We start from the raw sequence: 19,311 nt of genomic DNA on the forward strand, positions 1-19,311 counted from the left end.
TCTTCAACTCTTAATTTACTAGTGATGCAGCTCCCGCTATCCCCTGTTGAAGGCTTGCATCGAATGCATCTTTATACTGCTTTAAAATAGCTGTGCTATATCCATTAGTGTTTAGTTTTTGTTCAGCGTCAGCAAGTATACTGTTGAAAGAAGCTCTAGACGAAGCTAATTGCTGCTTTCCTTTTTCTTTGATACTCTGTTTGGCAGCGTCATCTGTTGCACTTAAATATTCCAAAAGTAATCCTGCCAAAACAGCTTGGCTCTGCGACTGCAACGCGCTCAGCTTCGCCTCAGTCTCACTAGTAATACTCTCATAAGAAACCTTACCAGACCCTGTTCCTGCCGATCCTGAACCGCCTGCTGCTCCACCTGGTTCAGCCGCTGGGGTTGCTGCTGGTGCCGGTGTTGCACTTGCAGATGGACTAGCTCCCTTGTCGGTTGGTTTCGCAGAAGCCGTATTTTCTTCGTAGTCTTTAGAATTTGCTGTTATAGTCTTTGTTTTTTGATTCCAGCTAATGGAATTTCCTGCAGATTCCGATAAGAATCTTAGAGGGACATAGATCGAGCCGTTCAGCAGGTAACTGAACTGGCCTTTAGGTAACGCTTTATTGCTTCCATTAAATACATAGCTCGCATTTACATTGTTCAGCACCAGATTCTTCGGATTGAAAGCAGCGTCGTTAACGACGTTCATCAGGTATTCCTTAATGACTACCATCTCTGAGCTGCTTGGCTCCGCTACGGTTACCTTCAGGTTCTTGGCATCCCAGCTTACGCTCTTCTGCAGGGCATACGACATGAAGCGCAAAGGAACATAAGTAGTGTTATTGTACATGAACACATGTTGTCCAACCGGCGGCTGTAGTGCAACACCATCGAATAGCATGGTTACATCCACATTCTGTACTTTGATGGAATTGGATGCTTTGATGGGCGCTGCTGTTGCAGTGGCTACAGGGTTAGCTGCTGCTACGGTGGTAATTGGAGCCGATGCTGTCAGAGGCTCACAGCCCATTAAGGCTACGCTCAGAAGTGCTGCTGCTGGAATCTTGATCTTGAACATGCCTATTCACTTCCTTTTTCTTGGGCTTTGAGTTGTTCTTCTTCAGCCAGGATCTGATCCCGGGTCTTGCCTTGGCTGACGCCGTACTTCTTGGCAATCTGAGCTAATTCGTTATATTGCTCCTCTGTGACCTTGCCGAGGATAATGCTACGGGCTTCCCGCTTCTCCTCAGTTGTTAGTCCGCCTTGGGCTAACTCTTGCAATCTCTTAATATCTGATACACTGAGCTGCTTGGCTACGATAGCTGCCACATTCGCTTTATCTGTGATCGTTACGTTCTCTTGAACTTCCTTGGCCTTGTCCGTTGAAATATGGGCTAATCCATCCACAGGTGTTGGAGCAGGAGTGCTTGCAGGCTTAGCTGTATTGGCAGGCTTGTCCGTACCAGTAGTAGTCTGATCTCCGGTCCCGCTGGTTGCAGGCGTACTATCTGGGGCAGAGCTTGAAGCCGGATCAGCGGAAGCTGCTGGCTCCGCAGACGGGTCGCTATCTGCTACCACAGGCTCAATCACTTGTCCCTGAGGGACACTGGGCGTATTGCCAGCTTCCACATCGAAGCCGCCTGCCATTGAGTTCATTAGCTTATCGACAGCATAATTGGCCGCGAATAACCCGCCAACACCTAACACCACGACGACCGACAGCGTCCAGATCAATACTTTTGTCCATCTTTTCACTTCAGGTACCTCCACATCTCTAATTAGCTAATGGCTGCCTGGATGACTGGCTGCATCGGTACGATCTGGTTAATCACTTCGCGGATGGCTTCTGCATCTTCAGTGACAACCCGTTCCAACCGTTTGAATTCAAGCTCCATCTGGCTCCGGGTGAAGACATTAGGTCTGCCGATGAAGATCCGGTCATGCTGAGTGGAACCCAGGTTCTCCTCATCGGTCAATAGTTCTTCATACAGCTTCTCGCCTTCACGGATGCCTGAGAAGGTGATGTCGATGTCCTTGTAAGGCTCGTAACCGGACAGTGTGATTAAATCCTCGGCCAGAGCCAGGATCTTAACCGGCGCTCCCATATCCAGGACGAATACTTCTCCGCCATTCGCGAAGGAGCCGGACTGGATCACCAGTTGAACCGCCTCGGGAATCGTCATGAAGTAACGGACCATCTCGGGATGCGTTACGGTGACCGGCCCACCGGCGGCAATCTGCGACTTGAAGGCGGGAATGACACTGCCCCGGCTGCCTAATACGTTACCGAAGCGTACCGCAGAGAACTTGGTAGGACTTGCTACATTGAGACTCTGCACATACATCTCGGCAATCCGCTTCGTGGCCCCCATGACGCTAGTCGGGTTCACGGCCTTGTCGGAGGAGATCATCACGAAGCGCTCTGCGCCATACATGTCTGCACAGTCGGCTACATTGCGGGTCCCGAAGACATTATTCTTGATCGCTTCGGAAGGGTTACGCTCCATCAGAGGAACGTGCTTATGTGCTGCCGCATGAAAGACCACCTGCGGCTTATAGCTCTGGAATACATCTATTAACCGGGTGCGGTCCTGAACGTCAGCAATTAAGGTCACGATCTCCAGATAAGGGAAGCTCTTGCGCAGTTCCATCTCAATCGTATAGATACTGTTCTCGCCATGTCCCAGAATCATCAGCTTGTCCGGTGCAAAGGGAGCTATCTGGCGGCACAGCTCTGATCCGATAGAACCGCCTGCGCCCGTAACCAGTACGGTCTTGTTATGAACATAGCCCAGAATACTGTTCATGTCTGCAACAATCGGCTCACGGCCCAGAAGGTCCTCTACGCTAACATCGCGGAGCTTCTTGACGGAAATCTTGCCTGCGATCAGGTCATTCAGAGCCGGTATAATCTTCAGCTTCGCGCCTGTAGCCTTGGCCAGATTAATAATCTCGGATATTTCTGTTCTGGAGACCGAGGGCATCGCGATAATAATCTCGTGAATCTGCTTCTCCTTCACAATCCGTGGAATGTCATAACGGTTACCCAATACAGGCACACCCAGAATGGACAGGTGATATTTATCTGCGCTGTCATCGATGAATCCAACCAGCCGGGTGCTCGCGAAGGAAGGTCCCGTCAGTTCTTTGGCAATCAGGATTCCGCAATCTCCAGCCCCGACAATAAGCGTATGAAGCTCGGTATTCTTGTTGTTGCTCCGGTCACTGCGGAAGACTCTCCAGAAGAAGCGGACTCCCCCAACCAGCAGCAGAACCGTCTCCATCGACCGGACTTCTATGCTGAATGGCACGCGTTCGGGCAAGATAATATAAGCGGCAGCGAAAGATAATACTGCTCCTACTACAATAGCTTTGAGAACTGATATAATCTCGTTAATACTGGCATATTGCCACATTCTGCGGTAGAGTCCGAAGTAGACCAGGCTTCCCCCGACGGCCACCGTGGAGATTACGCCGAACACGATCATCTGTACCACATATTCCGGCGGAATCTCATTGTAGAACCGGAACAGGTAGGACGTCACGATGCTGAACCATATGATCGCAATATCGATCATGAATAATACCAACACTCTTGTTTTCGCTGTCATTTTCAGTGCCTCCAAAAATAACAATTTATCAATTAAACAATTCAATTGCCATAGTAGTAATAGTAGTAGCCTTCACTGGCCTTGCGCTTCACGTTGTTAAGGACCACGCCCAGCATCTTGGCCCCGACCCGGTCCAGATTTGCCTTCGCCTTAGCGGCAATATCACGCTTCACCTTACCGTAGCTGACCACCATGATTACGCCGTCACTCTTGGAGGCCACAATCTGCGCATCTGTAACGGCCAGTAGCGGCGGAGTATCAATCAGAATCACATCATATAACTGGCGCAGCTCCTGCAGCACCGCACTCATCCGGTTGGAGGCCATCATCTCCGCAGGATTCGGAGGAATCGGGCCGGATGTCATCAGATACAGGTTGTTCACACCGGATTCCTGAATCACCTCAGACAGATTCGCCTGCTGCGAGAGCAAGGAGGACAACCCATACCGGTTACTCAGGGAAAAAGTCTTATGTGCTGTAGGCTTGCGCAAGTCACCATCGATTAGCAGCACCTTCTTATCCGCTTGCGCGTAAGCAGCGGCCAGGTTGGCAGTAACGGTTGACTTTCCTTCCTCCGGTCCGGAAGAAGTGACCATAATAATCTGGATCTGTTCATCTACAGAGGAGAAATCAATGTTCGTGCGCAGTGCCCGAAAGGCTTCGGATACCGGCGAACGCGGGTTGGTCACGGTGATCAGATGGCGTTGTTTATTTGGCTGCTGTGACATGCTCGAGTTCCCCCGCCTTTCTGCTCTGTGTCTGAGCCTGCTGCCCGGTGGTCTTGGTTTCTTCCTGGCCCAGCCGGGTAATCATGGCTATAGTCGGAAGTCCGAGGTATTTCTTAATGTCGTCTTCTGTCTTCAGCGTATCATCGAGATACTCCAGCAGGAAGGCAATCCCCAGGCCGATCATCAGGGATACGATAAAAGCAATCGCGAGGTTCATGACCACATTCGGCTCTACCGGTCCGGGTGCAACTGGCGGATTAAGCTTGGCTTCGTTGAGGATGGACACATTCTGTACGTTAAACAAGGACGGAATCTCCTGCTTAAATACAAGTGATATGGCATTCACGATCTCTGCGGCTCTCTGGTATGAATTATCTCGAACGACAAGTGTCATCACCTGCGTATTATTTACAGAACTCACGTTAACCTTCTTCAGCATTTCCTCTGCCGTAATCCCGAATTGCGGATAATTCTTGGCCACAACATCAAGGATCGCCGGAGTCTTAATAATTTCCTTGTACGTATTGATCAGCTGAATGTTGGTATTAATCTGATTCAGGTCCAGCTGCGCTGCCGTAGCTTGGGTAGGCGTCTGATTAACAATGATCTTCGTTGAAGCTTCATAGACCGGATTCTTGATATATAAGCTGTAGATCCCGGCAAGAACACAAGCCACGATAACAATGCTGATAATCATCCACAGTCTCTTCCTGACAATCTGGAAATAATCGCGCAAATCCAATTCTTGTGCTGACAAGTGCATTTCCCTCCAAGCTGTAAATTCTTATACCCTATTTCCTAAAAAAGTGCCTCCTCTCTAAACGACGAGAGGAGGCTCTCCACAATACTATTTACTTACTTGAAGTTGATGGTGCGGTAGATAATCACTGCAGCTTCAGCACGTGTAGCTGTGTTGTTAGGATTGAACTTGCCGGCGTTGCCGATAACCAGGTTATTGCTGGCAGCGAAGGCTACTCCGTCTTTCAGGGAAGCAGCGATCTTGCCTGCATCAGAGAACTTGCTCAGGGAGCTGACATTCGTTGCAGCTTCCGGCTTCTGCGACTTCACGGCACGGGCAATCATCGTTGCCATTTCTGCGCGCGTAATCGTTGCATTAGGATCGAACTGGGCTGCACTGCGTCCAGTAATGATTCCCTTCTCAGCAGCAACAGCTACATAAGGAGCATACCAGGCAGTGGAGCTTACATCGCCGAAGCTCTGCTTCGCGGAGTTGTTCTCCAGGTTCAGTGCGCGGATCAGCATCTTGGAGAATTCTGCACGGGTCACATTGCTCTTCGGAGCAAAGTTGCCGTTGCCTACGCCTTCAATAGCGCCCTTGGCTGCTACGACTGAGATCTGTCTTCCAGCCCAGGCTTGAACACTTGCAACATCCTTGAAGCTGACTTTGTTCTCCAGTACAGCGTAGGAAGAGAAGCCGTCACGCGGTTCAGTGATGTGATCACCGTCTACAACACCACCCTGGTATTGCAGTGCGCCGTAAACTACCTTCGCAACGGACAGCAGTTCGCGGTCAAGGCCTTCTGTATTCTTAAGCGGCAGCTTGATGATGATTGGCTGCTTGAAGGTGGATGTAACCACACCGCCCACAGTCAATTCGAAGTCGTATACGCTTGATGTCAGCTTATTGCTGGACAGGGAAGTTACGGTTGTATCTGCTACAGTGGAAGTAGTCAGTGTAATAGCTTCACTGAACTGTCCTACTGGAATCGTTACGGTCAAGCCGTTGAAGGTAATTGCAATGTTGGCAATGCCTTTCGCCTTGGCTGCTTCGATGATTGCTTTGGACAATGGTACTTCTACCGTTGCCGCATTCACTGTACCCAGGTTCAGGGTAAGGGTAAGACCTGTCTTACCGGCATTGGCTGCAACCAGTGCATCGAAGGCTTTCAGTACGTCAGCATCTACGAGCTTCAAGGTTGCTTTGTCGCCTACAATCGTTACCAGCTTGGATACATCGTAGATTCCTGGTGTAGCAGTAGGGTTCGTAACTGGAGTTGTTACTGTGCCGCCACCGCCGCCGCCAGTGCTGCCACCAGGGGATCCAGGATCAGGTGTTACAGGCTCGTTAATGTAAGCTCTAACATAAGCTGAAGCAAGAGCCATCATTGCTGGCTTGGCTGTCGGGATTGTATCCTTCAGGTTCTTCAGACTGAGCTTAATATCTCCAGGAGTAATGTTAAGGTTGTACAATACCTGGCTTACGGTCAGACCACCTTCAACTGTGTTATGGTTCAGCACCTTGGTAATAGCTTCATCCAGCAATTTATTCAGAGCATCATCAGTGCTGGAAGCATTAGCGATCAGGTTCAACAAATCAGTTGCGGACTTATTGCTGATCATTGCGCGAAGTTCAGCTTCAACGCCTTTGTCACCGAACAGGAATTCAGTGAAGTCTTTAGCTGTAAGATTAGATACGTCAGCCTTAGCTGCAATCTTCTTCAGCAAGGCACCGTTGTCCAGATTGTAGCGGATCTCCTTAATTGCAGTGTAATTCTTGTCATACACATCGTAGACTACACTGGATACACTCGTGAAAGCTTTATGGGCAATTGCAAGATCTTCATTATTCAATTTAAGCTTAGAAAGTACTGGTTGGAAGATCTGTTCGAACTTCTCAGCGCTAAGATTGCCCGCTTCCTGCTCATACGCAAGCAATGCTTGTCTCTCTTTCTCTGTAAGCTGAGCATAAATCTTCTCAACCTTAGCCTTCACATCTGCCTGCGATACTGCTGCTGCGGAAGCTGTACTCACTCCAAAATGTTCAGCCAATCCCTTACTGCTGAACGGGAATCCGGCAACGGATGCCGCTGCCATGCTTACTGCTAGTGTAGATACTGCCAATTTTTTCTTCAAAGTCACTTGTCATCCACCTCTGTGTATGTATTTTTATATAAATAGAACATAAATCCAGTAATACCCATTCTACCACCAAAAGTTAAGTAGGTCACCCCTTACGCGAAAAAAATCCGAACAATCTATGAAGTTTACTGTTAGATTGAATAGGATTAACTCGATTAATCTCCTTATTTGCAAGGATATCGCGCGCATTTTGTTGAAAAAAGTCGACTGACTCTGCTCCTAATTCCCGCCGCACCACCCCGTAAGCCTCGCTTAATCCAAAGGGACGGTTCATAGAATCATGCGCATCGGATGCAATAATATGCACGGCATGCTGCCGGCATAATTCGAGCGACAGCTTCTGCAGCTTACTCCCGAAGACGCCGGCGATACTCTGTGCGGTTACCTGTCCAAGAGCGCCAAGCTCAATTAACCGCAGCAGCTTGGACGGATCGGCAGCAACCTCCGCATTGCGCTCCGGGTGGGCAATAACCGGCACCATTCCCTGAATGACCAGCTCATGGCAGGTCTCTTCCATCGTGCGGGGCACCCTAGAAGAGGGCATCTCCAGCAAAATATACCGGGAACCGGCAAGCGTCAGCAGTTGTCCGCGCTCCAGATCATCGAGCAGTTCACCGTAGATCCGGATCTCCTGCCCCTGCAGCACGATCAGCGGATTGCCTGCCTCCTGCAGCTTCGCATTCAGCACCCGCACCGCCGCTTCAATCTCCGGGGCCGGATTCATATAGACTCCGTTCGCATGGTGGGGCGTAGCTATTACAGTTGAAATACCATCGTTATGGGCGTCAAGCGCCATGGCGAGAGCGGCGTCGTAATCAGCGGCTCCGTCATCCATGAAGGGTAGAATGTGGCTATGGATATCTATCATATGTTGTTTATCGGTCCCTTCGTAGAGGATATGTATAGTTTCCGCAAAAAAATACAACCATTTCACTAGGAAATGATTGCCATATTTTAAAACAATATCACCTACGCTTCCAGTCGGAACAGCCGGCCGGCCGCCTCTGCAAGTCTCTCATCTACTTCGTTAATTACTGCCTCTTGCTGACTACGGTTGCGCATATCGAGCAGTCTATCAATCTCTTGACGGAGCTGCTCAATCTCACCTTCTACGTTCTGACGCTTGTAGACAGCCAGCATCTCTGCCACTGAATATTTATGCTGATAGATCAGCTTGGTGCCTTCCGGCCTCACTTCCGAGATCCGGCGCACCGAGCCGCCTTCATAGTAATACATCATCGTTAGATCCTTATAAATCCGGTTTACGGTCCCCGTGCCCTTATACATGAAGAATAATTTGCGGACTGCATTAATCAGATGAGGATTCACCACCCTGCAGGTCAAGGAACCCATATAGATGCCGCCTTTGCGTTCAAAAGACAGATGGACCTCCTCGCCTCCGGCCTCCTCCAGCACAATCTCCTGTTCGCCCGCGCCCAGTACCTTCACACGGTGACTGATATAGCTGGTATCTGCTGTCTGCAGGAACTGGTTCAGCTGAAATTCGGTCATTTGCATCGTTGCATTCACATATTCCATCGCCAGACGCTGAGCCATAAACATCCCTCAATTCTTAATGACAAACCCTTAAGTCTCGGAAGGCGCTTCGTGCTGCGGTTCATCCCCGGAATCCTGATCATCCGGTTCTGCCGGAAGCTCTTCTTCGGTGGGTAGAGTATGTCTATCTATAAGTTCCCATAATTCGTCTTTGCCAAGTCCAATCTCTGATGAATACGCAATGAAGCTGTCTCCCGGCAGCACACCGAGTTCCTGCTTCATGATCTTAATGTGCTTCGGCCAGCGGGTCTTAGGAATTTTGTCCGCTTTGGTGGCCACTACGCAGAGCGGCAGATCGTAGTGCTTCAGCCAGTCGAACATCATTTTGTCATTGGCCGTCGGCGGGTGGCGCAGATCTACGATAAGCAGGACCATCTTCAGCGTCTCGCGCTCTGCCATGTACTTTTCGACCATTTTGCCCCAGGAGGCGCGTTGTGTCTTCGAGACCTTGGCATAGCCATAGCCCGGGAAGTCAACGAAATACATGCTCTCATTCACACGATAATAGTTCATATGCTGCGTCTTGCCCGGTGTAGAACTGGTACGGGCCAGATTCTTGCGGTTAATCATCCGGTTGATCAGAGAAGACTTCCCTACATTGGAGCGCCCTGCCAGAGCAATCTCCGGCAAGGCATCCACAGGGTATTGGTCAGGGCCTACGGCACTGATAATAAATTCGGAGCTAATAACTTTCATAGGACTTCCTTTCTAATGCACACTACTCGGCGCTTCAATGCTTATTTCTGTGTCTGAGTCTGAATCGGTATTGATGCCTTCTTCATGATCTACGAGCGCATGCTTCAGTACCTGATCCATATGGGATACCGGCACGAACTCGACATCACTAAGGACACTCTCAGGAATATCCTTGAGGTCGCGTTCATTGTCCTTCGGAATAAGAATCTTCTTGTAGCCTGCACGGTGGGCAGCCAGCGATTTCTCCTTAAGACCTCCGATAGGCAATACGCGTCCGCGCAGCGTGATCTCACCGGTCATGGCAACATGCTTGGAGACATAACGCTTGGTGAGCGCAGAGATCAGCGCCGTGGCGATTGTAATCCCTGCGGACGGGCCGTCCTTGGGAATGGCACCTTCGGGAATATGGATGTGAATATCGTTCTTCTCGTGAAAATCAGGAGCAAGCCCCAGCTCCTCCGCCTTCGAGCGGGTATAGCTGAAGGCGGCCTGCGCCGACTCCTTCATTACATCGCCGAGCTGTCCAGTCAGCGTCAGCTTCCCGGTGCCCTGGACTACCGTTACTTCAATCAGCAGCGTATCGCCGCCAACCTCTGTCCAGGCCAGCCCGGTAACGGTACCGATCTGATCCTCCAGCTCTGCCATTCCATAGCGGTACTTGGAGGCTCCCAGGTAATCCTTGATCTCTTCCGGAAGAATGCTGACGCGCTCCTTCTCTTCGGAGACGATCTGCTTCGCCGCCTTGCGGCAAAGGGCAGCAATCTGCTGCTCCAGATTCCGCACCCCGGATTCGCGGGTGTACTCGCGCACCATCTTCAGCAGCGTATCATCTCCGATGGACAGCTGCTCTTCCGCAAGGCCGTGGCTCTTGCGCTGCTTCGGCAGCAGATAGCGGCTGGCAATCTCCAGCTTCTCCAGCTCCGTATAGCCGGGAATGAACAGCATCTCCATCCGGTCCAGCAGCGGACGCGGGATGTTATGCACGGCATTCGCCGTAGTGACGAACATGACATTCGACAAGTCGAACGGCAGCTCTACGAAGTGATCGCTGAACGTATTGTTCTGTTCCGGGTCCAGCACCTCCAGCAGGGCCGCCGACGGATCGCCGCGGAAGTCCGCTGCCATCTTGTCGATCTCATCCAGCAGGAAGACCGGATTAATGCTGCCTGCCGTCTTCATTCCCTGGATGATCCGGCCCGGCATTGCGCCGACATACGTACGGCGGTGACCCCGGATCTCGGCTTCATCCCGCACGCCGCCCAGCGAGATGCGGACGAACTTGCGGTTCAGGGAGCGGGCGATGGAGCGGGCGAGCGAGGTTTTGCCGACGCCCGGAGGACCTACCAGACACAGAATCGGTCCCTTCAGACCCTTGACCAGCTTCTGCACGGCCAGGTATTCCAGCACCCGTTCCTTCGGCTTCTCCAGACCATAATGGTCTGCGTCCAGCACTTCTTCTGCCTTACGGATATCCAGATCATCTTCCGTAGCTTCGCTCCAGGGCAGACCGAGCAGCCAATCCACATAGTTGCGGATGACGCTGCCTTCGGCCGAGCTTGCCGGCATTTTCTCCAGCCGGTCGATTTCCTTCAGGATCTTCTCCTGCACCCGCTCCGGCAGGTTCTTCTCTTCCATCTGAGCGCGCAGCTCATCAGCTTCGCCGGCCCGGCCTTCCTTCTCGCCAAGCTCCTTCTGGATCGCTTTCATCTGCTCGCGCAGGTAATACTCCTTCTGGGTCTTCTCCATCTGCTTCTTCACGCGCTGGCTGATCTTGCGTTCGAGTTCCAGCACTTCGCGCTCATTATTGAGGATATCGAGCAGCTTCTCCAGACGCTTGCTGACGTCAATGGTCTCCAGGATCTCCTGTTTGTCCTTGATCTTCAGCGCCAGATGACTGGTGATAACATCCGCCAGCCTCCCGGGCTCCTCGATATCGGAGACCGCAGCGAGTGTCTCTGGCGTTACTTTTTTGGACAAAGTGATGTAGTGTTCGAACTGGCTCAGCACGCTGCGCATCAGGGCATCGCTCTCCTGGTCCACATCCTCCTGCTCCGGCAGCTCACGCGCCATCACCTCATAGTACTCTTCGTTGTCCGTATAATGAATAATCTCGGCCCGCTCTACGCCTTCCACCAGCACACGGATCGTGCCGTTGGGGAGCTTCAGCATCTGCCGCACATTCGCCACCGTACCTACGCGGAATATATCCTCTTGCCCCGGCTCTTCAATATTAACTTCCGACTGGGAGCAGAGGAGAATCAGATTATCTTCAACCATAGCTTTCTCTAGTGCCCGGACGGACTTCTCACGGCCTACATCCAGATGCAGAACCATACTGGGATATACAAGAAGACCTCTAAGCGGTAATAAAGGAAAACGACGACCTTTGGATTTATTTTGTATCATCGCTTTCGCACCTCCCATGGTTCATAAGTAGTGTCATATGCATTCATTCTAACAAAAGCCGCATGAAAACACCAACAACCCGTGTCCGCAATTGGCGTTATTGGCATGCTCACCCATCGGTATGTAGTATTCGCTGAACATTCGTGTCCTATGCCGCTGCTCTCCCTTCTTCATCCACTCAAAAAAATCCCCCGGCGCTTGCCCGCCAGGGGATTCCTTCACACTGTGCCTGTCTTACCCGGGCATACTCTCGCCCGAAGCATCCGCCTTCAGAAGTGAAGGCGCTGAAGAGAAGGTCTCGCCGGATACGGCGGGCATTCTGATGTCTGCCGTATCCGTGCCGAACAGGTGGCGGAACACTTCCTCCACCGTGTCCACCGGAATCACCCGCAGCGCGCCAAGATCGGCGAACAGCGACTGCCAGTTCTCCTTCGGGATCAGCACGGTCGTTGCTCCCGCCTGGAAGGCAGCCTCCACCTTGGCGACCACGCCGCCGACCGGCTTCACCCGGCCATGGATACCGACCTCCCCGGTGATTGCCACCGTGTTGTCCACCGGCAGGTGCCGGATGGCAGAGACGATGGCCACCGCCATGGCCACCCCGGCGGACGGGCCGTCAATCGGCGTCCCTCCGGGGAAGTTAATGTGCAGGTCATACTTGTCCGGCTCCAGCTTCATGGAGCGCAGGACGGTCAGCACATTCTCGATGGAGCCCCGGGCCATGCTCTTGCGACGCACAGTCCGCGAGCCGCCGCGTGTCTCCTCTTCATCGACTACCCCGGTGATATTCAGCCTGCCCGGCCCGTTAAGGGCGGGCGCGGCTGAGACCTCAATCTCCAGCAGCGTGCCCATGCCGGGCCCGTAGACGGCAAGGCCATTGACCAGTCCGACCTGCGGAGCGGAAGGGATTTTGCGCTCCGTCCGCAGCGGCAGCTGGCTGCTGCTGGCGACCCATTCCACTTCCGCAGCGCTAAGTGTGTCCCGGCCTTCGGTCAGCGCAAGACCCGCAGCCAGCTGAATCATATTTACAGCCTCACGGCCGTTCGTAGCATACTGCTGCACGACCTCCACCGCTTCGGGGCTTGGCTTCAGCCCGATCTTCTGAACGGCATCCCGTCCGATCACGGCAATCTCCTCCGGCAGCAGCGGACGGAAATAAATCTCCATGCAGCGCGAACGCAGCGCAGGCGAGATCTCATCCGGCGACCGTGTCGTGGCTCCGACCAGCCGGAAATCTGCAGGCAGGCCATTTTGGAAGATATCATGAATATACGCTGGTGTATTACTGTCCTCCGAGTTGTAGTAGGCGCTCTCCAGCAGCACCTTACGGTCTTCCAGCACCTTCAGCAGCTTGTTCATCTGAATGGGATGCAGCTCGCCAATCTCATCGAGGAAGAGAATTCCCCCATGTGCCTTGGTTACTGCGCCCGGCTTCGGCTGCGGGACTCCGGCCACGCCCATTGCCCCCGCTCCCTGATAGATCGGATCATGCACGGACCCGATTAGCGGATCGGCAATTCCGCGCTCGTCGAAGCGCGCCGTAGTGGCATCGATCTCGGTGAATTTGGCGTCACGCTTGAACGGCGACAACGCATTCTTCTTCGCTTCCTCCATAACCACCCTCGCCGCTGCCGTCTTGCCCACACCCGGAGGCCCGTAGATAATCACATGCTGCGGATTGGCACTGCACAGCGCGGCCTTCAAGGCGCGCAGCCCGTCCTTCTGTCCGACGATATCGTCGATAGAGGCGGGGCGTGTCTTTTCTGAGAGCGGCTTGGTCAGTGAGATCATCCGCATCTTCCGCAGCTTATCCAGCTCCTTGCGCGATTCCCGGTCCACCGCCGTCTTGTTCGTCTTCTGTCCCCGCAGCAGATTCCAAAAATAAACGCCGATGACCAGCGCGAAAAAGAGCTGCACGACCATCAGCAATATACTTAGTTCCATAGGTCACCCTCCTGTATCCTTCCGTCTGCCTATTCTGTATTCAGCTACTACTAGGTAGTATAGCCGTTTCAGACATTCGTAAACTCCCGCAACAAAAAAACCGGATCCCATTCTCCTTCCGCACTCATAGATTGCATAGGATTTCCACAAACGGAAAGACTATACCGGATGACTGGAGGCGAATGACCATGACACAGATGTATAATACTGTAAATACACAGGAGAAGCTGCCGCAATCCCTGTCCGCCATATTAGAAGGACTACAAAGCCGCCTGGGCAAAAGCACAGATATCATCTACCGGTTCATCACCCTCGGCCCTTCGTCCGCTGTAATTGTATTCATTGAAGGACTCGCAGATCCGCAGGAGATGATCCAGGCCATTCACGAGGATTCCAGTCTGTATCAACAGTTCAGCCAGTCTCAGCCAGAGAGCTGTCTGAAGCTGCTGCAGGAACGGACGCTCTCCCTCGGTAAGGTCGGGGAGGTCAGTAATTACACGGAGGTAGAACGCGAGCTGCTCGCCGGTAACTCGATCCTCATCATTGACGGAGCTCCGAAGGCGCTGTCTGCCGGAACGGAAGCGCTGAAGCAGCGGGCAGTGGAGGATGCCGGCTCACAATCCGTTGTAAGGGGGCCGCGTGAAGGCTTCACGGAATCCCTGCGTGAGAATACCGCCCTGATCCGGCGGAGAATCCAGAACCCGAAGCTGCGCATTGAAGAGAGAACCCTCGGGGAACAGACGCAGACGAATGTAGCTGTAATGTATATAGAAGGCAATGTAGATCCCGGGGTGCTGACCCAGCTGCGCAGACGGCTGGATGAGGCCAAGCTGGACAGTGTACTGGAGAGCAATTATATCGAGGAGATGATTCAGGACCCGCAATACAGCCCTTTTCCGACGGTCTATAACACGGAACGCCCGGATTCCGCCGCATCAGCACTGCTGGAAGGACGGATCACTATCCTGGTTGAGGGTACGCCGTTTGTGCTCATCGTTCCTGCCTTGTTCGTACAGTTCTTCCAATCCAGTGAGGATTACTATCAGCGGAGCGATTTTGCCAGTCTGGTCCGCATCCTCCGTTATTTCTGCTTCACTGTAGCACTGCTGACCCCGGCCTTTTATATTGCGATCACCACCTTCCATCAGGAGATGATTCCGACGACCCTGCTGGTCAGTCTGATCGGGCAGCGTGAAGGCATTCCGTTCCCGGCATTTCTCGAAGCCTTCCTGATGGAGATCACCTTCGAGATTCTGCGTGAGGCCGGTATCCGCCTGCCCAAATCAATGGGCCAGTCCGTATCTATCGTAGGTACGCTGGTTATTGGCCAGGCTGCGGTGGATGCAGGGCTAGTCTCGGCTGCTATGGTCATCGTCGTCTCCATTACAGCCATATCCAACTTCGCCCTTCCCGCCTTCAACATCGGGATCTCGGTACGGATTCTGCGCTTCGTGATGATGGGGATTGGCGCTTCCTTCGGCCTATACGGGATTGTTGTCGCTTTGATTATTCTGGGTCTCCACTTATGCAGCCTGGAATCCGTAGGTGTTCCTTACATGACTTCCTTCGCCCCCTGGCAGTGGCTTAGCCAGAAGGATAGCCTCATAAGGCTATCAAGACGCAATATGAAGAAGTATACCGGGCATAACTGACAGAGAGGAGCAACCTACTATGCGTATTCAACAAGCAGTCTGTCTGCTCCTGTTCTTCAGTCTGGCGGTATTGCCCGGATGCTGGAGCCGCAAGGAGCTGAACGAGCTGGCCGTGGTCATGGCGATGGGAATTGATGCCGCACCTGAGGGTTATGCCGTTTCTGCACAGGTGCTGAATTCGGGAGAAGCACGCAGCACAAAAGGAGCAGCAGGCAAAAGCCTGCCTGTTCTTACCTACAAGGCCGTAGGCCAGACGGTTCCCGATGCCCTCCAGCACATGCTCAGTACGGCTCCGCGTACCCTCTACTTATCCCACATCCGGGTGCTCGTCCTCGGAGAAAAACTGGCACGGCAAGGAGTCAGTGACATCCTTGATTTCATCACCCGGGATCATCAGCTCCGCAGTGATTTCTTCCTGGTGGTCGCGAAGAATTCTCAGGCCTCTGACATTCTGGAGATTAATACTCCGTTCGAGCAGATTCCGGCCAGCTCGCTCTATTCCTCCATTCTGGTCTCGCATAAAAATTGGGCAGCCACCGGCAAAGTCACCCTGCAGCAGTTCATTCTTGAACTGGAGCGCGGCGGCTCCAATCCGATTATGTCCGGCGTAAGGCTGAACGGCGATGTGTCAGAGGGAGGAACAATCAAGAATATTGAATCCATTGTCCCCAAGACTCAGATTGTCCAGGCGGGAATTGCTGTTTTCAAAAAAGACCGTCTGGTCGGCTGGCTGAATGAGAGCTCCAGTAAAACGCTTAATTACACGCTGAATGAGGTCGATTCCTCGAACGGAATTGTCTCCTGCCCGGATGGGGGCAAGGTCGGATTTATCATCACCCGCTCGGAGAGCCGCATCCTGCCCCGGCTTAATTCTGCCGGAGAGCCTGAATTCACACTCTCCATCCATGCAGAGTCCGATCTTACGACCGTTAATGGTACCCTTGACCTCACTAAGCCGGCCAATATAGCGCTGATCGAGACCCGGATTGAGAATAAGTTCATTAACAATATGGAGGGGAATATCCAGAGCGTACAGCAGGATTATGGTTCGGATATCTTCGGCTTCGGCGAAGCACTACACCGCAAATATCCCCGGGTATGGAAGAAGTACCGTGATGGATGGGATGACCATTTCAAGCATGTGAAGGTACGAATCGCATGCAAGTTACAGATCCGGCGGATTGGTTCCATTGTTCAGCCGCAGAGAAGGGAGATGGAGCTTAAATGAATTGGAACTGGCTGCTGCTCCTGTTCCTGCTGATCACTGCTCTGATGCAGCTTCCCCGGTTGATCCGGCTGCGTTCTCCACAGGATACGACGATCTTCTGCACACTCTGGCTGCTTGCAGCTTCAATCACGATTGCCGACATGGCAGGTTCCACTCTGATTCGGCCTTTGGACTGGGTCAATGGCATCATCAAGCTACTCTCTTTGTAACCATTAACTAAACTGAAAGGATGATGGGCCAGTGAGCAAGTCCAAGAACCTCTCCTCCTTACAATTATTCATACTGACCTTCGGGCTGATGACAGGAACCTCCATTCTGGACTTGCCCGGAACAATAACGCAAATCGCCAGAGAGGATGCCTGGATCGCTGCCCTCTTCGCCCTGTTGATCAATCTTATGATGGCACTCTTATGTCTCGGCCTCTGCCGTCTGTATCCGGGCCAGACTCTGTTCGAGATTCTGGAGTCTGTGCTGGGCCGATGGCCGGGCAAGGCGTTATCACTCATCTATTTATTCTATTTTCTCATCCTTACCAGTGCGCTGCTGGGGGATCTGAGCACCTTCATCACCACAGAGGTTATGCCTGAGACCCCGTCTGAGGCAACCAAACTCATATTCCTGCTCGTTCTCGTCATCAGCGCGCGCAAAGGCATCATTATTCTGGGCCGGTTGAGTGAGTTGCTCTTCCCCTGGCTGCTGCTTCTGCTCACGCTGCTCGTTCTGGCCCTGATCCCTCAAGCGAATTGGACACATATCCGCCCCATTATGGAGGATGGCCCGGGCCCTGTTCTGGCCGCCGGTATTCAGTCCGCCATGTTTCAAGAGCCCATTGTATTGATGGGCTTCCTCCCCCTGGTGAAGCTGCCCGCCAAGCGGGCACGGGTCTTGCTCAGCGGAATAATTACCGGCGGGATAGTCCTCTCCATACTGACACTGCTCAGCGTACTGGTCCTTGGGATTGAACAGACCTCGAACAGCGTCTATCCGGTATTCGTGCTGGCGAAGACCATTAATATTGGCAACGTACTGCAACGAGTTGAAGGAATGTTAATTACGATCTGGATTATGACCTTCTTTATCAAAATCTCCTTGCTCTTTCTGCTGCTCCTACAAAATTTCCAGACCGTATTCAGTCTGAAGCGCACCACTCACCTGATCTTTCCTTTGGCGGTTCTGTTGTTCGTCTTCGCCTCCAATATTTATATCAACATGGCCTATCTCATAGATAGGGTGCAGAATGCCTGGTGGAAATTCGCTGCCATCCACCTCGTATTCATCCCTCTGCTGATATATGGGATTGCGCTGATAAGGAGCAAGCTGGCTGCCTCGGCAGCCAAGTCTTAAGACCTGGTTATGCCTATACATTCTTCTATTTAGCAAAAAAGCCCTGCCCGTTTGCAGATCATCCGCAAACGGGCAGGGCGCTGTTATATATAGAATTAGTTCTCTGTACTGCCGATTTGAACCGCCGGAGCAAGTCCCGCGTGGCTACGGCCGGGAATCTCGCCGGTCGCCTCGAAATGCTCGACAATAATGTCAATCTCCTTCTTCAGCTCGGAGACGAGCTCTGCCTCAGGCACCTTGCGGATCATCTTGCCGTAACGGAACAACAGCCCTTCTCCGCGCGCACCGGCGATGCCGATGTCTGCTTCTCTGGCTTCCCCTGGACCATTCACCGCACACCCGAGGACAGATACCTTAATCGGCACCTTCAGCTTGGAGATGTACTCCTCCACTTCGTTCGCAATCGAGAAGAGGTCAATATCCAGGCGTCCGCAAGTCGGACAGGAGATCAGGGTAGCGGCATTCGAGATCAGACCGAAGGTCTTCAGCAGCTCACGCGCCACCTTCACTTCCTCCACCGGATCAGCACTCAGGGAGATCCGCACCGTACTACCGATACCCATGGAGAGCAGCGCACCGATCCCGGCCGAGCTCTTCACTGTTCCGGCGAACAGAGTGCCGGATTCAGTGATACCCAGATGCAGCGGATAAGGAATCACTTCTGCAGCTTGACGGTAAGCCTCGATGGCCATCGGCACATCGGATGCCTTCAGGGACACGATGATATCGTGGAAGTCCAGCTCTTCGAGAATGCCGATATGGTATAGGGCACTCTCAACCATAGCCTCCGGTGTAGGATAACCGTATTTCTCCAGCAGGTGATTCTCCAGTGAACCGGCATTCACACCGATCCGGATCGGTATCCCCTTGTCCTTACAGGCCTTAACGACAGCTTCCACCTTATCACGGCGTCCGATATTGCCGGGATTGATCCGCACCTTGTCGATGCCGTTCTCAATCGCCAGCAAGGCCAGCTTGTAATTGAAATGAATATCCGCTACGAGCGGGATATGAATCTGCTTCTTGATTTCCTTAATCGCTGCTGCCGCTTCCTCATTGTTGACCGTTACACGCACGAGCTGACAGCCAGCTTCCTCCAGCCGCAGAATCTCGGCCACGGTTGCCTCTACATCGGCGGTCTTGGTCGTACACATGCTTTGGATTGCAACCTCGTTGTTACCCCCGATAATCACTCCGCCAACATTGACGGGACGGGTCTGGTGTCTCAGGAACATGATTTTCTCCCCCATAACGATCAAAGCTCCACCCTCTCCGCTCCC

16 protein-coding genes are annotated in these 19,311 nt (G+C 52.6%); 4 read left to right on the forward strand and 12 right to left on the reverse strand.

The window, feature by feature from the left end; genetic code table 11:
- Positions 1–10: 10 nt before the first annotated feature.
- The 11 genes from NYE24_RS12985 to lonB form a co-directional block, all read right to left on the reverse strand.
- A complete protein-coding gene (locus NYE24_RS12985; RefSeq protein WP_342478835.1) occupies positions 11–1,063 on the reverse strand; it encodes a stalk domain-containing protein in 1,053 nt (350 codons plus the stop codon).
- Positions 1,064–1,065: 2 nt separating this feature from the next.
- Positions 1,066–1,740: a hypothetical protein gene (locus NYE24_RS12990; RefSeq protein WP_342478836.1), complete on the reverse strand. Its 675-nt coding sequence runs from the start codon at positions 1,738–1,740 to the stop codon at positions 1,066–1,068.
- A 23-nt stretch (positions 1,741–1,763) separates the two neighbouring features.
- Positions 1,764–3,596, reverse strand: a complete 1,833-nt coding sequence (locus NYE24_RS12995; RefSeq protein ID WP_036697552.1) for a nucleoside-diphosphate sugar epimerase/dehydratase — start codon at positions 3,594–3,596, stop codon at positions 1,764–1,766.
- A 41-nt stretch (positions 3,597–3,637) separates the two neighbouring features.
- A complete protein-coding gene (locus tag NYE24_RS13000; protein WP_036697555.1) occupies positions 3,638–4,324 on the reverse strand; it encodes a CpsD/CapB family tyrosine-protein kinase in 687 nt (228 codons plus the stop codon).
- Entirely contained in the window at positions 4,305–5,081 is a 777-nt protein-coding gene (locus tag NYE24_RS13005; RefSeq protein ID WP_083678063.1) for a Wzz/FepE/Etk N-terminal domain-containing protein, read from the reverse strand. Before NYE24_RS13005 ends, NYE24_RS13000 begins: the two co-directional genes overlap by 20 nt.
- A gap of 98 nt (positions 5,082–5,179) precedes the next feature.
- Complete coding sequence (locus tag NYE24_RS13010) at positions 5,180–7,204, reverse strand: S-layer homology domain-containing protein (protein WP_342478837.1); 2,025 nt, start codon at positions 7,202–7,204, stop codon at positions 5,180–5,182.
- Between the two features lie 85 nt (positions 7,205–7,289).
- Positions 7,290–8,072 (reverse strand): CpsB/CapC family capsule biosynthesis tyrosine phosphatase, encoded by a 783-nt coding sequence (locus NYE24_RS13015; RefSeq protein WP_342478838.1) that lies wholly within the window; start codon positions 8,070–8,072, stop codon positions 7,290–7,292.
- 101 nt (positions 8,073–8,173) lie between these two features.
- On the reverse strand, positions 8,174–8,761 hold the full coding sequence (locus tag NYE24_RS13020) for a non-ribosomal peptide synthetase module (RefSeq protein ID WP_076159892.1): 588 nt from the start codon (positions 8,759–8,761) through the stop codon (positions 8,174–8,176).
- 30 nt (positions 8,762–8,791) lie between these two features.
- Positions 8,792–9,457 carry a ribosome biogenesis GTP-binding protein YihA/YsxC gene (gene yihA / locus NYE24_RS13025; RefSeq protein ID WP_342478839.1) on the reverse strand — a complete coding sequence of 222 codons (666 nt, stop codon included), beginning with the start codon at positions 9,455–9,457 and terminating at the stop codon, positions 8,792–8,794.
- Between the two features lie 12 nt (positions 9,458–9,469).
- On the reverse strand, positions 9,470–11,863 hold the full coding sequence (gene lon, locus NYE24_RS13030) for an endopeptidase La (RefSeq protein WP_051493829.1): 2,394 nt from the start codon (positions 11,861–11,863) through the stop codon (positions 9,470–9,472).
- A gap of 234 nt (positions 11,864–12,097) precedes the next feature.
- Positions 12,098–13,807, reverse strand: coding sequence for an ATP-dependent protease LonB (gene lonB / locus NYE24_RS13035; protein ID WP_036697567.1), 1,710 nt, complete (start codon positions 13,805–13,807; stop codon positions 12,098–12,100).
- A gap of 188 nt (positions 13,808–13,995) precedes the next feature.
- On the opposite strand from lonB, the gene NYE24_RS13040 reads away from it, so the two are divergent.
- From NYE24_RS13040 to NYE24_RS13055, 4 genes are read left to right on the forward strand one after another with little or no spacing between them, the layout of a single operon-like run.
- Positions 13,996–15,459 carry a spore germination protein gene (locus NYE24_RS13040; RefSeq protein ID WP_342478840.1) on the forward strand — a complete coding sequence of 488 codons (1,464 nt, stop codon included), beginning with the start codon at positions 13,996–13,998 and terminating at the stop codon, positions 15,457–15,459.
- 19 nt (positions 15,460–15,478) lie between these two features.
- Positions 15,479–16,687, forward strand: coding sequence for a Ger(x)C family spore germination protein (locus tag NYE24_RS13045; RefSeq protein ID WP_036697569.1), 1,209 nt, complete (start codon positions 15,479–15,481; stop codon positions 16,685–16,687).
- Entirely contained in the window at positions 16,684–16,896 is a 213-nt protein-coding gene (locus tag NYE24_RS13050) for a hypothetical protein (RefSeq protein ID WP_036697571.1), read from the forward strand. The genes NYE24_RS13045 and NYE24_RS13050 overlap by 4 nt, the downstream gene beginning before the upstream one ends.
- A gap of 31 nt (positions 16,897–16,927) precedes the next feature.
- Positions 16,928–18,031, forward strand: coding sequence for an endospore germination permease (locus NYE24_RS13055; RefSeq protein WP_342478841.1), 1,104 nt, complete (start codon positions 16,928–16,930; stop codon positions 18,029–18,031).
- Positions 18,032–18,126: 95 nt separating this feature from the next.
- On the opposite strand, the gene ispG is transcribed toward NYE24_RS13055, so the two are convergent.
- Entirely contained in the window at positions 18,127–19,266 is a 1,140-nt protein-coding gene (gene ispG / locus NYE24_RS13060) for a flavodoxin-dependent (E)-4-hydroxy-3-methylbut-2-enyl-diphosphate synthase (RefSeq protein WP_036697705.1), read from the reverse strand.
- Positions 19,267–19,311: the final 45 nt, after the last annotated feature.

The organism is Paenibacillus sp. FSL H7-0350 (assembly GCF_038593195.1).
Lineage (GTDB): Bacteria > Bacillota > Bacilli > Paenibacillales > Paenibacillaceae > Paenibacillus_AQ.